Genomic DNA, 13,574 nt, shown 5'->3' with positions numbered 1-13,574 from the left:
CCGTATCCCACCTGCAAGCATCCTTCGAGGCGCCCGCTCACGCGGGCTCCTCAGGATGAGGACTGAAGTCGCGGCGCGACCGGCCTGACTCACATCTGAACTTCGATCAGGCGCGGCCCGGGCTCGGCGACGGCTTCGGCCAGCGCCTTGTTGAACTCGTCGGCATTGGTGACGGCGCGGCCAGGCACGCCCATGCCCTTCGCGAGCGCGACGAAATCCAGCGTCGGACGATCGAGCCGCAGCATGTCGTTGGCACGCTGGCCGGGCTCGCCGGCGCCGACATTGTCGAACTCGCCGCGCAGGATCTGGTAGATGCGGTTGGCGAACACGATGGTGACGATGTCGAGGTTCTCGCGGGCCTGCGTCCACAGCGACTGGATCGTGTACATCGCGCTGCCATCGCCGACCATGGTGATCACCTTGCGATCCGGACAGGCGATTGCGGCGCCGATCGACAGCGGCGTCGAGAAGCCGATCGAGCCGCCCATGTTCTGGAGCCAGTCGTGCGGGGCGGCGACCGCCGTCGGCGGGAAGAAGCCGCGGCCGGTGGTGAGGGATTCGTCGACCATGATGGCGTTCTCGGGAATCGCACAGGCGATCGCCTGTGCGATCGAGGCAAAGGTGAGCGCGCCGGTCGGCTTGACCAGTTCCTGCAAAGCCTGCGGCTTGACGTCCTTGGCGCTGGCCTTTACGGCGCCCGCAAGCGCTTCCAGCGCCGCGACCGAGTTCTCGCCCCAGGAGGTCATGCGATGGACCTCGCAGCCCTGGGGCTTGAGCATGCTCGGCTTGTTCGGATAGGCGAAGAACGCCACGGGATCGTCAGACTCGACCAGCACGATGTGACGGAATTTTGCCAGCATCGGCAGCGCCTGCTCGATGACGTAGTGAATGCGATCGATCGAGAAACGGCCGCGGCCGCGCGCCATCTTGGGACGGAAGGTCGGGCCCATCACCGTGCATCCGGTCTTGCCGGCGATTCGCTCGGCGAGCGCCAGGCCCTGCTCGCTCAGCGCGCTGCCGGTCATCAGCAGCAGCGTGCCCTCGCCGTCGCCATGCAGGATCCTTGCGGCCTGGTCGACCGCCTGCGGCGAATAGCTCGCCCGCTGCTGCTCGGCCGGAACCTCGGCGATGCCGTCGGCCTCGTTCCAGGCGGTGTCGGCGGGCAGGATCAGGGTGGCGATCTGCGGCGGCGCGCTCTTGGCGGCGGCAATCGCTGCTGCGCCGTCGGCGGCGACCGATTTGGAATCCGGCGAGGTGCGGACCCAGGACGACATCGGCCGGGCCAGGCCCTCGATGTCGGAGGTCAGCGGCGCGTTGTAGCCGATGTGGTAGACGGCGTGCTGGCCGACAATGTTGACGATGCCGGAATTGGCCTTCTTCGCGTTGTGCAGATTGGCAAGGCCGTTGGCGAGGCCGGGGCCGAGATGCAGCAGCGTCGAGGCCGGTGTTCCCTTCATGCGGAAATAACCGTCGGCAGCTCCGGTGACCACACCTTCGAACAGGCCGAGCACGCAACGCATGCCGGGCACGCGGTCGAGCGCTGCGACAAAATGCATTTCGGAGGTGCCGGGGTTGGTGAAGCAGACGTCCACCCCGCCCTTGACCATTGTCCGCACCAGGCTTTCCGCACCGTTCATCCCAAGGCTCCCACGACAGGCATTGTCCAGATATCCGTGCGATCAATCATTGTTCGCGCGTTCCGTCAAAGCAATAGCCGCCATCGCGGCCCTGCCCGGCGTAACGATGCGCTGGCTGGGCTAATTCCTTTCGGCAGATGGGGCGCGGTTGCCGATTTGGTAACGCCAATCGTTAAGCATGGCGTCCCTCACGCGGCCGTGGCTTGCGAAATGCCCGCAAATATGGCCTCTGGCTTCCATTGAATCGATTTTTTGCTTGGGGGAGACAATGATCCGGTTTTTTGCCGCGCCGATGGCCGCCATGGCACTGGTGTCGGCCATGGCAGGAGGCGCGCTCGCCGAAGAGTTCGACTCGCGCGACATCATGGGCGGCGGCCCGAACTTCTTCCGTTGCGGCGCCAACCCCGTCCCCCGCACCACCGTCATCTATAACGGCAATTACGCGCCCGGCACGATCGTGGTGAACACGAGCGAGCGGCGGCTGTATCTCGTGCTCCAGAACGGCCAGGCGCTGCGCTACGGCATCGGCGTCGGCCGCGACGGCTTCCGCTGGGGCGGGGTGCACAGGATCACCGCCAAGAAGGAATGGCCGGACTGGACGCCGCCGTCGCAGATGCTGGCCCGCCGGCCCGATTTGCCGCGCCACATGAAAGGCGGCGTCGACAATCCGCTGGGCGCGCGCGCGATGTATCTGGGCTCGACGCTGTACCGCATCCACGGCTCCAACGAACCGGAGACGATCGGCCAGGCCGTGTCCTCGGGCTGCTTCCGCATGACCAATGAGGACGTCACCGACCTCTACAGCCGGGTCGCGGTCGGCACCACCGTGGTGGTGCTGAACAACTAGGCCGCCACAGAGGGAACCCGCAGGGCGCGTGAATTTGCGGGCTTGTGCGCGCGACGCGAATGCGGCAGCGTCGCACGACAATGAGCGCATTGAACCTGACCGCGCCCGCCGTCCGCGCCGCCCTGCTGGCGCTCGCCGCGCTCACATTGGTGCCTGACATCGCGACCACGGCCCGAGCGGGCGAACTGCCCGCGATCGCCTCGCGCCAGCGCTCCGAGAAGAAGAGCTTTACCGACGGCGAGATCGTTGACGGTTTTCTCAAGACGGCGTTCGGCGCCGAATATCACCTCGCCGGCCGGGTCGACCGCATCCGCAAGTTCGACGGGCCTGTGCGCGTGTACGCCGAGAGCGACCGCGCCGATCGCAAGATGCAACTCGCAAGGGTCGTGACCGACATCGCCGCCCGCGTGCAGCATCTCGACATCGCCATGACCGACACCAATGAGGCGGCGAATGTGCGGGTGAAGCTCGTGCGCGATCGCGATCTCTACCGCACCCTCACCAGCTTCTACGGCGCCGAGAAGGCGCGCGAGATCCGCACCTCGCTCGATCCGCAATGCCTGTCCGGCTTCCGCAAGAACGACAATTTCGAGATCGAGCATTCCGACGTCATCCTCACCGTCGACAACGGCGATTTCGTCTTCCTCGACTGCGCCTATGAGGAGCTCTTGCAATCGCTCGGGCCCATCAACGACACTGCCAGCGTGCCCTGGACGATGTTCAATGACAACGTCTCGATGGGCTATTTCGACGTCTACGACCAGTACATCCTCAATCTGCTCTACGACCCCCGCATCAAGCCCGGCATGACGGTGCAGGAGGTCAAGGCGGTGCTGCCCCAGGTGCTCGCCGACGTGCGCACATGGGTGAAGCGGGTGAACGATCTGAAGGAATGAGGCGCTTCTTACCCTTCCCTGGAGAGCAGGCAATCGCATATGTTTTTTTGGGCGGCGAATGAGCGCGCGCCTCGTCCTTCGAGACGACCGCTTCCAGCGGTCTCCTCAGGATGAGGCTAAGCGGCATCGGTGCTCGTGGAAACTGCGGCCGTACACTCCGCCCTCATCCTGAGGGCCCGCCAAAGACTGGGCGTCAAGATCGCGCCCTCACACCTTCCTTGCTCTCGTCATCAGATACTGCTGGCGCATCACGTTGTTGCGGGCATCGAAATATTCGGCGATCAACGCCTCGAACTCGGCGCGGAAGCTCCTGAGCTTGTCCGGCTCGTCCTGATACTGGGCGACGAGCTTGATCAAAGGCCCGATCGTCGTTTCCATGGTGCGGCGGAAATGCTGCGGGCTGAGTGCGGACGGCGTCATCATGTCCATCTCGAAGGAGAGGTCCTGTGCTTTCCCGGCGAGACGCTCGGCGACCGTTTTCGGATCGCCCCACAACACCGGCGACGCCACACCCTCGGGCGGCGGCAGATGGCGGCCGATCAGCGCGAACATCCGTCCGACATAGAGATGTGGCGGCCAAGTGGAGAAAGCGATGGTGCCGCCGGGCTTCAGCACCCGCAGCATCTCGCCGATTGCAAGGTCCGGACGCGGTGCAAACATGTGGCCGAACTGGCTGAGCACCACGTCAAACTCATTGTCGCCATAGGGCAGGCTTTCGGCGTCACCGTCAGCGAAGTCAATATCGAGGTTCACCAGCTGCGCGTGCTCGCGGGCGCGCTCGATCAGAACCGGCGACAGGTCGAGACCCCTGACCTTCGCGCCGCGGCGCGCGGCCGTGATTGCGACCACACCCGTGCCGCATGCGACGTCGACCAACCTTTGGCCGGCGACAACGCCGGCAAAACCGACCAGCTTGGCGGCGGCCGGTGTGGTGAACACTTCCATCGGGGTGAACAGCGACCAGGCTTCCTTCTGAACGGCCTTGAAACCTGCAAACGGATCCTGCGCGGTCATGGAACTCTCCTTCTCGAGCTCGATGTTCATGAGGCTGACGACGGACGCCGAAGGTTCAACGCGCTCACCGAAACCTTCTTCCCCTATGGTCCGCCTTGTCCGTCCATCCATGCAAGGCTCCGCGGCACGAGGAACGTGGATGCGCGGGACAAGCCCGGGAATGACGATCCCACTGCAACAGCCTAACCCCGCGCGGGCCCGCGCTACAGGCTCAATAGATCGAAGACTATTGCACGAGATCGGCAACGGTGGTGGCGGCTTTCAGGCCGGTGCCGGTGAGGACGGCGACCGTGGTCTCGTTCGCCTTGATGGCGCCGGCAGCGGACAGTTTTTCCAGCGCGGCAGCCGCGCTGGCGCTGGTCGGCTCGGCAAACAATCCTTGCAGTGCAAGACGCCGCAGGGCAGCAACGATCTCGTCCTCGGTGAGCGCGACGGTGCCGCCGCCGCTTTCGCGCAAGGCGCCGATGATCTCGCGCAGGCGCAGCGGATTCTTGATGGCGGTGCCTTCGGCGATGGTCTTGTGCACCTCGCGCGCGACAGGCGTATCGACGCCGGCCTGGAAGCTTGCATCGATCGGCGAGCAATTTTGCGGCTGCGCCGCGAACAGGCGCGGCAGCTTTGTGATCTGGCCGGCTTTGCGCAGCTCCCGGAAGCCGAAGGCGCAACCGAGCAGGCTGCTGCCGGCACCGACCGGGACGATGACGTTGTCGGGCGCGTGGAAGCCGAGGTCCTCCCAGATCTCATAGGCGAGCGATTTGGTGCCTTCGAGGAAAAACGGCTGCCAATTGTGGCTGGCGTAGAACGTCTGGTGCGACTGGCGGATCGCCTCGGCCTCCGATTCCTCGCGCGGGCCATCGACGAGCTGCACCGCGGCGCCATAGGCGCGCACCTGCGCGACCTTGGCCGGTGAGGTCGAGGCAGGCGCGAGGATCTTCACGCGCATGCCGCCGGCGGCACCCAGCCCGGCCATGGACGAGCCGCCATTGCCTGAGGAATCCTCCAGCACCGCATTGATGCCGATCTGGCGCAGGAAGGACAGCATCACGGAAGAGCCACGGTCCTTGAAGCTGCCGGTCGGGTTGAACCATTCGAGCTTGAACAGCGGCCGCAGTTCGCCCCAATCCTGCTGGACCAGGGGCGTGCAGCCCTCGCCAAGCGTGATCGGCTTTGCGATCTCGACCGGGAGCGCCGCCCGGTAACGCCAGAGCGATCGCATGCGGCCATCGATGTCTTCGCGCGACATGCCGGCGCCCGGCGTCACCAGCAACGGCGTGCGCTCGTCCGAGCACCAGCGCGGCCGGTCCAGAGGATAGAGTTGTCCGTTGCGGGGGTCGATGTAGCTGGCGGCGGGCATGGCAGTCTCCAAGGCAAGGCGATCCTACGGTTGGGCTGAGTCAGGTTTTGTCGAGAACGTGTCGTCCGCACAGCCAGACCATTCGGCACCCCTTGAAAACACGAAAATTGGAAATATTTCAATCTCTTAAACTGGCCGCACAGGCAGAGCGGCCGGGTTCGCCAACGCGGGCGCGCGGTGCCAAAGGCGGCGCTGCTGGCGCGTTGACGACGGGAATTAGGCACGAAGGGGCTCTGCCCGCCCGGCACGATTAACTTGTCTGTCGTGCCTCGCCGCTACAATATGTTGGATTGAGCTCGCGTCGCCGGTGTCCTCGACTGGCAACGCGACCGAGCCAGGCCCGTCCGAGCGGCGGGCCGTTGGCTTTTTGGGAGCCTGGACATGAGCCGCGCGAACCGTACCGACCACATCCGCCTGACCTCCCATCCGGAGCCGGGCCGGAAGGCCGCCTTCCCGATCCATTGGGGCGCCACTGAGGCGCGCGCCCGGGGTCCGATCATCGGCACGGTGTCGCGCGCTGGGGATCGCAACGTGATCGGCAGCCATGGCGGATCCTACGCGATGTACCGGGCGCTCGCAGTGTCCGCGGGCGCGCTCGATCCGATCCGGCGTCCTGACCTCACCAACACGTTTCCCGCCGCGACCATTGGTCCGTTCCCGCAATGGAATGATCCCACGAAAATCGTCGCGCTCGATCCGTGGGGGCATCTCGTTGCGGACAACTTCCGCCAGGAGATCGCCGAGGGCTTCGACATCAGGCCGAGCATCGCGGTAACCCGCGCGCGCCTGGACCTGCCGGAGATCCGCGAGGCGCTGGCGGCAAACCGGCTACGCGCCGACGGCGAGGTCGTGCACGCCAATGGCAGCGTGTCGGTGGTGAAGATCGCGATCGATCCGGTGTGGTACCTGCCGGGCCTCGCGACTCGCTTCGGCACCGGCGAGACCGAGCTGCGGCGCACGCTGTTCGAGCAGACCGCCGGCATGTTCCCGGAGCTGGTGACGCGGCCGGACATGAAAGTGTTCCTGCCGCCGATCGGCGGCACCACGGTGTACTTGTTCGGCGATGTGACAAAGCTGCCGGACCACCGCACCAAGATCACCTGCCGCGTGCATGACGAGTGCAACGGCTCGGACGTGTTCGGATCCGACATCTGCACCTGCCGGCCCTATTTGATTCACGGCATCGAGGAATCCGCGCGCGGCGCGCAGGAGGGCGGGCTCGGACTCGTCGTCTACAATCGCAAGGAAGGCCGTGCGCTCGGCGAGGTCACCAAATTCCTGGTCTACAACGCGCGCAAGCGCCAGGAGGATGGCGACGCGGCCGCGGCCTATTTCGAGCGCACCGAATGCGTCGCCGGCGTGCAGGACGCGCGCTTCCAGCAATTGATGCCGGATACGATCCACTGGCTCGGCTTGACCCGCATCGACCGCTTCCTGTCGATGAGCGACATGAAATACGACGCGCTGACCTCGCAAGGCATCGACATCGTCGAGCGCGTGCCGATCCCGCCGGAGCTCATTCCCGCCGACGCCTATGTCGAAATCGCCGCGAAGAAGGCCGCCGGCTATTACTCTACCGAAATCGCGCCGGAGAAGGACGTCAACGACGTGGTCGGGCGTTCGCTGGAAAAATACTGATCGCGCGATGGCGGAGGCTTTGGAACGAGAGGCGCGCGCGCTGCTCACTGCAGCGGCGGTTCGCGCGCGGGCCGCGCAGATGCTCGAGATCGGCCTCGCCGGCCGTCTCCAGCATTTCACGATCGATCTCGGCCGCATGGACGGCGTCGCGCAGGCCGTGCTCGCGGTGACGCGCAAGGCCTATCCGAGGCTGGACATTCCCTTCCATGCACGATGGCGGCATTTCGTGCTTGGCGGCGTCGATCGCTGGGCGGAGCTCGCGGACGCTACGTCCTGGCCGGATCGCGCGGCACGGGCGCGCGCGGAGTTCGACCTCGCCATCGTCAGCGTGCTGCTCGATGCCGGCGCGGGTGCGGCGTGGCGCTATCGGGACGCGGTGACAGGAGAAAGCATCGGCCGGTCCGAGGGGCTTGCGATCGCAAGCCTCGATATGTTTGCGGGCGGCCTTTTCTCGCGCGATCCCGGCGCGCCGTTCAGGGCCGATGCGCACGTGCTTGCAAGGCTGCCGCGCGACACGCTCACATCCGCCTTTCAGGTCGGCGATGCCAATCCACTGCTTGGACTGGAAGGGCGCACGGATCTGCTGCGCCGTCTAGGCAAGCTGGTCGCGGAGCGTTCGGAGGTATTCGGTTTGAACGATACGCCGCGGCCGGGCGGCCTGTTCGATCACATCGGGGCGCAAGCTGTGGGCGGCGCGCTTCCAGCGCCCGCCATCCTCTCCGCGGTGCTGGACCAGCTCGGACCAATCTGGCCGTCGCGGCTGGAACTCGCGGGCATTCCGCTTGGCGATTGCTGGCATCACCCGGCGATCGAGGCGGACGACGCCACCGCCGGTCTCGTACCGCTGCACAAGTTGTCGCAATGGCTGAGCTATTCGCTCATCGAGCCGCTCCAGCGCGCAGGCTTCGAAGTGACCGACATCGACGGCCTGACTGGGCTCGCCGAATACCGCAATGGCGGCCTGTTCGTCGATCACGAAGTGCTGCGTCTGCGCGATGCCGCGGATGCCGCGCGCGCGCATGCCGTGGATTCGCTGCTCGTCGTCGAGTGGCGCGCGCTCACCGTCGCCCTGCTGGACCGGCTGGCAGAGCGCATCCGCGCCAAGCTCGACCGCACGCCTCAGACGTTACCGCTCGCCAGCATTCTAGAGGGCGGCACCTGGGCCGCGGGCCGCGCGATCGCCTTCGCACGCCGTCCGGACGGTTCGCCGCCGCTCAAAGTGATCAGCGACGGCACGGTTTTTTAATAACCCTCTCCCCTTGTGGGAGAGGTGGCTTCGCGAAGGGCGAAGCCGGGTGAGGGTTGTCTCCGCGGGCACATCTCTCATCGAAGTTCGTGGAGACGACCCCTCATCCGGCGCTTCGCGCCACCTTCTCCCACAAGGGGAGAAGGGAAGAAGAAGAGCATCCCATCATGGAAGGAGTCACGATCGTCGATCATCCGCTGGTGCAGCACAAGCTGACGCTAGTCCGGGACAAGTCCATCTCGACCAAGTCGTTTCGCGAGCTGATCAAGGAAATCGGCATGCTGCTGTGCTACGAGGTGACGCGCGACCTACCGCTCGCCGACACGGTCATCGAGACGCCGCTGGCAACGATGCACTCGGCCAAGATCGCCGGCAAGAAGCTGGTGTTCGTGCCGATGCTGCGCGCCGGCACCACCTTCGTCGACGGCATGATGGATCTGGTGCCGACCGCGCGCGTCGCCCATATCGGGCTCTACCGTGAGCCGCACAGCTTTGCCGCGGTCGAGTATTTCTTCAAATCGCCGTCCGATCTCGGCGAACGGCTCGCGATCGTGGTGACGCCCGTGGTCGCCACCGCCAACACGGCCGTCGCGGCCATCGACCGGCTGAAGGAACGCGGCGCCAGGGACATCCGCCTCGCCTGCCTGATCGCCGCGCCGGAAGGCCTCGAGCGCCTGCGCGGACTGCACCCGGACGTTCCGATCTGGACGGCCGCGGTGGACGAAGGCCTCGACGAGAATGGCTTCATCCTGCCCGGCCTTGGCGACGCCGGCGACCGCGCTTACGGAACGCGGTAAGTGCTACGCGCACATTAGGAACAGCTTCCGTCGCGCGATGTTCTCCTGCTCTAGCATGGAGAGCACGATGACCTATCAGAATGATGACCGCAGGACTGACCGTGCGCGCCGCAACAGCCCGGTCGGCTGGGCGATCGGCGCCATCTTCGTGATCGCCGTGGTCGCAGCCATCTTCTTCTACAATGGGCGCGAGGTCGGTCAGCAGACCACGACATCCAGCCCGAACAACGCGCCGAACGTCACCACTGGCTCGAACCCGCCGGCGGCGCCGGCGAAGTAACCCCCGGCGGCTCACACCTTTCCGCTGCCGCAAATCGCCTTCAGCGCCCGCCACTCCTTGTCCGTCAGCAGCGGCGGGCCGCTGGCAGGGCGATCTTCCTTGGTCATGCGCGCAAGACGGTCTTCGGTCAGCGGATGGCTGGCGAGGATCGTCATGAGACCGGAGCCGCCTTCCTTGCCGGTGATGCGGAACATCAGCTCGGCCGCGGGCTTGGGCGAGCGGCCGAGTGCGTGCATGACGTCGATGGCGAAGGTGTCGGCGCCGGTCTCGGCCTCGCGCGAATAGGAGGCTTCGACCACGCTGCGCGAGGCGAAGATCACGGCCGAGGAGCCGGTGACGTCGCCGAACAACAGGCCGATCAGGAACGAGGTGCCACCGTTGTAGATCAGGCCGCGCATGTTGTCGTGATGCTTGAGATGGCCGAGCTCGTGCGCGAGGATGCCGGCGAGCTCGTCGGGGCTTTCAGCCTTGTCGAGCAGGCCCTTCAGCACGAACACTTTGCCGCCCGGGAGCGCGAACGCGTTCGGCACCGAACTCGGCAGCACGCCGGCCGTCATGGAATCGTCGTCGAGGCCGGCGGCATCGCGCAGACGGTTGACGAGCTTTGTGAACGCGGCCTTGCCTGCGGGATCTTCGCAGGCGCTGCGGCCGAAAATGGTCTTCACCTGGACCTCGGACGCATCGCCAATGCGGCGCTCGATCGGTTTCGGCACGAGCGGCGCGAGCCGATCGGCGGCGAGCGGTACGCCGAACAGCACGACGCAGACGATGGAGACGGCGGCGGCCACCGACCAGCCGACGATCCTCGCGACACCACGGCGCGTGGTCTGGCGCTCGTCGAGGCGCAAGCATCGCGCGGTTAGATCGGCTGCGAGCGCGGCATCACGGACCTCGAGCCGCGCGAGTGGCGGCGCGGATGTCGAAGCCAGACGCAAAACCCCGGCCGGGCTGTCGGCGCGGCGGATATCGGCATAGGCCCAGCGAACGGGCGCTTCGCCGTCCTCGGCGATCTCTAGGGCGTCACCGAGCGTCAGCGTCACCTGACGCCTGCGGCTCGAGACACCGTCGAAGAAGATCGCCGGCTTTGCGGACTGCGCGGGGACCTCGGTCAACAACTCACTCACAGCTCAGAATCCCGCAACATCCAGTCCATCGGCAAAACCTTCGCCGAGCGCGCCAGCGAGCTCGCCGCTGCCGCGCACATCCGCGGCGGCCGCGATGTTGTGCACCTCGACGTTCTCCAGCACCTTGGCCCAGAGATCGCGCTGGAGATAGACGCGCATGATGATGTTGACGGCAAGGGCGAGCGCGAAATAGCCGATCACCATCATCACCAGCATCGGGATGCTCTTGGCAGCATTGTCCGGGCCGAACACCTCCTCCACCGGAACGCCGCTCAGGGTGACGACGAGCATGGTGGCGCCGCCAAGATAGGCGGCAAAAGCCATCGAGAGCAGCAGCCACCAGCCGATCACCTTCCAGTACAGGCCGTAGAAGGCGTCATGAGGCAGCCGCGAGGACAGGCTGACGCCGCCGATACGGATGCCGTCGAGCCACCAGCGCCATTCGCGCGCCTTGAACTCGGCATAGAAGAACGGTGCGAGCGGGAAGATCACCAGGACGATCGGGCTGAGCAGCCACAGCCACCAGCCGCGCTTGAAGAACGTCCAGCCGTCGCCTTCGAAATCGCCGGTGAGATCGCCGTAATGGGTGTGCTGCATCTTGTAGCGTTCGAGCGCAGCCTCACGCCAGGGCAGCGCCAGGCCGAGCGTCAGAAACACGAGCAAGCCCCACAGCATGGCACGGAACGAATAGGCCCAGCCCGAGCCGTCCATCCAGAACCGCACGCCGCGCCAGGCCGTGCGCGTCAGGCGATAGCGGCGCGCGCGAAAAATCGCGAACTGGCCGAAGGCATAGAAGGCGATGAAGAGCGGCGCCGAGGCAAAGCCCTGCCAGCGTTCGAACTCGATGCCGACAAGGAAATACGCGAGATAGATCGGCACCAGGATCGCAAGTGCGAACAGGAAGCCGACCAAAAGCTCCTTACCACGTCCGGTGTATTCGGCTGCATCGCCGTCGATCGCGGTGTTGGTCCACAGATGACGGCGGATGTCGGTGACGAGCCAGAACCGGTAGAAGCCGAAGGTGACGAGCTCGAGCATGGCACCCCTGGTGACCAGCTTGCGGAATTCGGGGCGGCTGCCGGTGAAATCGACCCGCATCGGCGGCAGCGGCGGCGGTATGGGTTCGGAGCCGGTGGGGGCCCATTGCATGTCGTTCACGGCGGCAACCTCGGGGTGCGGATCTGTGACGGCCAAACTATAGATCAGAGGTTAGTCGATCCCAAGATAACCGGGTTCGATTTACCTCGATTCCAGTTGGTTTCTTGCACGATCCCCCACTGAGCGGCGTGCGGGAGGTCACGTTCGCGTGCCAGCGTGACGTCCGTCCGACGCTCTCGGGAAGGTTGGATGTGGCAAAACTCTCCTTGCCCCGGCGCAGACAACCGGCTGTAATTGCAAATCAAATACCGCAGCGCAGAATTCAACGACGCGCGGTTCACGACAGGGAGAGCGGTCATGCATGGGACTATCGAGAGCGCAGCCAAGCTCGACGCGTTGCGCGAGCGCGCCACATCGCTGCCGCTGGAGCAGTTCGATCCCGGCGATCCTGAACTGTTCAGGACCGATACGTTCTGGCCCTATTTCGACCGCCTGCGCCGGGAGGATCCCGTGCACTATTGCAAGGACTCGATGTTCGGCCCGTACTGGTCGGTGACGCGCTACAATGACATCATGGAGATCGAGACCAATCATTCGGTGTTCTCCTCCGCCTCCGCACTCGGCGGCATCACCATCCGCGACATCGATCCAGACCTGCGCCGCGAGAGCTTCATCTCGATGGACCCGCCGCGGCATGCGGCGCAGCGCAAGACCGTGGCGCCGATGTTCACGCCGACGCATCTGGACAATCTCGCGCTCAACATCCGCAAGCGCTCGGCCGAGTGCCTGGACAACCTGCCGCGTGGCGAGGTGTTCGACTGGGTCGACCGCGTCTCGATCGAGCTCACCACGCAGATGTTGGCGGTGCTGTTCGACTTCCCCTGGGAGGACCGCCGCAAGCTGACGCGCTGGTCCGACATCGCCACCACCATTCCCGGTCCGGACGGCCTCGTCGCCACCGAAGACGAACGACAGGCCGAGCTGACGGAATGCGCGGGCTATTTCTCCCGCCTCTGGAAGGAGCGCATCGAGCAGCCGCCGAAGAGCGACCTCTTGTCGATGATGGCGCATGGCGCCGCGACGCGCGACATGGATGCGAAGAACTTCCTCGGCAATCTCATTCTTTTGATCGTCGGAGGCAACGACACCACCCGCAACACCATGTCGGGCTCGATCTACGCGCTGAGCCAGCATCCGGACCAATATCGCAAGCTGCGCGAGAATCCTGATCTGCTCGACAGCTTCGTGCCGGAGGTGATCCGCTGGCAGACGCCGCTCGCGCATATGCGGCGCACGGCGCTCTCCGACTTCGAGTTCCGCGGCAAGCAGATCAAGAAGGGTGACAAGGTCGTGATGTGGTATGTCTCGGGTAACCGAGACGAGGAGGTGATCGAGAGGCCCTACGATTTCATCATCGATCGCGCCCGCCCGCGCACGCATCTCTCCTTCGGCTTCGGCATCCACCGCTGCGTGGGCTTGCGGCTGGCCGAACTCCAGCTCAAGATCATCTGGGAAGAGATCCTCAAGCGCTTCGACCATATCGATGTGGTCGGCGAACCCAGGCGGGTCTATTCGAGTTTCGTAAAGGGTATCGAGACGCTGCCGGTGAAGATCGCCGTGTGAGTCGAAGAACTCCCCTCTCC

Annotated in this window: 12 protein-coding genes; 7 read left to right on the top strand and 5 right to left on the bottom strand. The window is 65.2% G+C overall.

The annotated features are described in order from the left end of the window. Positions 1-89: 89 nt before the first annotated feature. Complete coding sequence (locus IVA78_RS11155; RefSeq protein ID WP_247277394.1) at positions 90-1,637, bottom strand: acetolactate synthase large subunit; 1,548 nt, start codon at positions 1,635-1,637, stop codon at positions 90-92. A 268-nt stretch (positions 1,638-1,905) separates the two neighbouring features. On the opposite strand from IVA78_RS11155, the gene IVA78_RS11150 reads away from it, so the two are divergent. After that, entirely contained in the window at positions 1,906-2,484 is a 579-nt protein-coding gene (locus tag IVA78_RS11150) for a L,D-transpeptidase (protein WP_247465227.1), read from the top strand. A gap of 80 nt (positions 2,485-2,564) precedes the next feature. Continuing rightward, complete coding sequence (locus IVA78_RS11145; protein ID WP_247416645.1) at positions 2,565-3,380, top strand: DUF2927 domain-containing protein; 816 nt, start codon at positions 2,565-2,567, stop codon at positions 3,378-3,380. A gap of 207 nt (positions 3,381-3,587) precedes the next feature. On the opposite strand, the gene IVA78_RS11140 is transcribed toward IVA78_RS11145, so the two are convergent. Beyond that, positions 3,588-4,394: a class I SAM-dependent methyltransferase gene (locus IVA78_RS11140; protein WP_247416643.1), complete on the bottom strand. Its 807-nt coding sequence runs from the start codon at positions 4,392-4,394 to the stop codon at positions 3,588-3,590. A gap of 226 nt (positions 4,395-4,620) precedes the next feature. Then, positions 4,621-5,748 carry a threonine synthase gene (locus tag IVA78_RS11135; RefSeq protein ID WP_247465224.1) on the bottom strand — a complete coding sequence of 376 codons (1,128 nt, stop codon included), beginning with the start codon at positions 5,746-5,748 and terminating at the stop codon, positions 4,621-4,623. A gap of 381 nt (positions 5,749-6,129) precedes the next feature. Between IVA78_RS11135 and IVA78_RS11130 the strand changes: the two genes are divergently transcribed. The 4 genes from IVA78_RS11130 to IVA78_RS11115 all read left to right on the top strand — a co-directional run bounded on the left by IVA78_RS11130 (position 6,130) and on the right by IVA78_RS11115 (position 9,709). Then, the gene (locus IVA78_RS11130) at positions 6,130-7,386 is read left to right on the top strand and encodes a GTP cyclohydrolase II (RefSeq protein WP_247465221.1); all 1,257 of its coding nucleotides are present in this window, start codon (positions 6,130-6,132) and stop codon (positions 7,384-7,386) included. A gap of 7 nt (positions 7,387-7,393) precedes the next feature. Next, positions 7,394-8,632: a URC4/urg3 family protein gene (locus IVA78_RS11125; protein ID WP_247465218.1), complete on the top strand. Its 1,239-nt coding sequence runs from the start codon at positions 7,394-7,396 to the stop codon at positions 8,630-8,632. Between the two features lie 167 nt (positions 8,633-8,799). Continuing rightward, on the top strand, positions 8,800-9,429 hold the full coding sequence (gene upp, locus IVA78_RS11120; protein ID WP_018317218.1) for a uracil phosphoribosyltransferase: 630 nt from the start codon (positions 8,800-8,802) through the stop codon (positions 9,427-9,429). A gap of 67 nt (positions 9,430-9,496) precedes the next feature. Continuing rightward, positions 9,497-9,709, top strand: coding sequence for a hypothetical protein (locus IVA78_RS11115; protein ID WP_247277401.1), 213 nt, complete (start codon positions 9,497-9,499; stop codon positions 9,707-9,709). A gap of 11 nt (positions 9,710-9,720) precedes the next feature. Here IVA78_RS11115 and IVA78_RS11110 read toward each other — a convergent pair whose 3' ends face one another. Continuing rightward, a complete protein-coding gene (locus IVA78_RS11110) occupies positions 9,721-10,833 on the bottom strand; it encodes a M48 family metallopeptidase (RefSeq protein WP_247277402.1) in 1,113 nt (370 codons plus the stop codon). Between the two features lie 3 nt (positions 10,834-10,836). Then, entirely contained in the window at positions 10,837-11,982 is a 1,146-nt protein-coding gene (locus IVA78_RS11105; RefSeq protein WP_247277745.1) for a YjgN family protein, read from the bottom strand. Between the two features lie 306 nt (positions 11,983-12,288). Between IVA78_RS11105 and IVA78_RS11100 the strand changes: the two genes are divergently transcribed. Beyond that, the gene (locus IVA78_RS11100; RefSeq protein ID WP_247277403.1) at positions 12,289-13,554 is read left to right on the top strand and encodes a cytochrome P450; all 1,266 of its coding nucleotides are present in this window, start codon (positions 12,289-12,291) and stop codon (positions 13,552-13,554) included. Positions 13,555-13,574 lie beyond the last annotated feature (20 nt).

This window comes from Bradyrhizobium sp. 137 (genome assembly GCF_023074095.1).
Classification (GTDB): domain Bacteria; phylum Pseudomonadota; class Alphaproteobacteria; order Rhizobiales; family Xanthobacteraceae; genus Bradyrhizobium.
This window is presented reverse-complemented; position numbering and strand designations above follow the sequence as displayed.

Bases quoted from the DNA above. Each gene is read 5' to 3' on its own strand.
- IVA78_RS11155 (WP_247277394.1), bottom strand. From the start codon at position 1,637: ATGAACGGTGCGGAAAGCCTGGTGCGGACAATGGTCAAGGGCGGGGTG.
- IVA78_RS11150 (WP_247465227.1), top strand. From the start codon at position 1,906: ATGATCCGGTTTTTTGCCGCGCCGATGGCCGCCATGGCACTGGTGTCG.
- IVA78_RS11145 (WP_247416645.1), top strand. From the start codon at position 2,565: ATGAGCGCATTGAACCTGACCGCGCCCGCCGTCCGCGCCGCCCTGCTG.
- IVA78_RS11140 (WP_247416643.1), bottom strand. From the start codon at position 4,394: ATGACCGCGCAGGATCCGTTTGCAGGTTTCAAGGCCGTTCAGAAGGAA.
- IVA78_RS11135 (WP_247465224.1), bottom strand. From the start codon at position 5,748: ATGCCCGCCGCCAGCTACATCGACCCCCGCAACGGACAACTCTATCCT.
- IVA78_RS11130 (WP_247465221.1), top strand. From the start codon at position 6,130: ATGAGCCGCGCGAACCGTACCGACCACATCCGCCTGACCTCCCATCCG.
- IVA78_RS11125 (WP_247465218.1), top strand. From the start codon at position 7,394: ATGGCGGAGGCTTTGGAACGAGAGGCGCGCGCGCTGCTCACTGCAGCG.
- upp (WP_018317218.1), top strand. From the start codon at position 8,800: ATGGAAGGAGTCACGATCGTCGATCATCCGCTGGTGCAGCACAAGCTG.
- IVA78_RS11115 (WP_247277401.1), top strand. From the start codon at position 9,497: ATGACCTATCAGAATGATGACCGCAGGACTGACCGTGCGCGCCGCAAC.
- IVA78_RS11105 (WP_247277745.1), bottom strand. From the start codon at position 11,982: ATGCAATGGGCCCCCACCGGCTCCGAACCCATACCGCCGCCGCTGCCG.
- IVA78_RS11100 (WP_247277403.1), top strand. From the start codon at position 12,289: ATGCATGGGACTATCGAGAGCGCAGCCAAGCTCGACGCGTTGCGCGAG.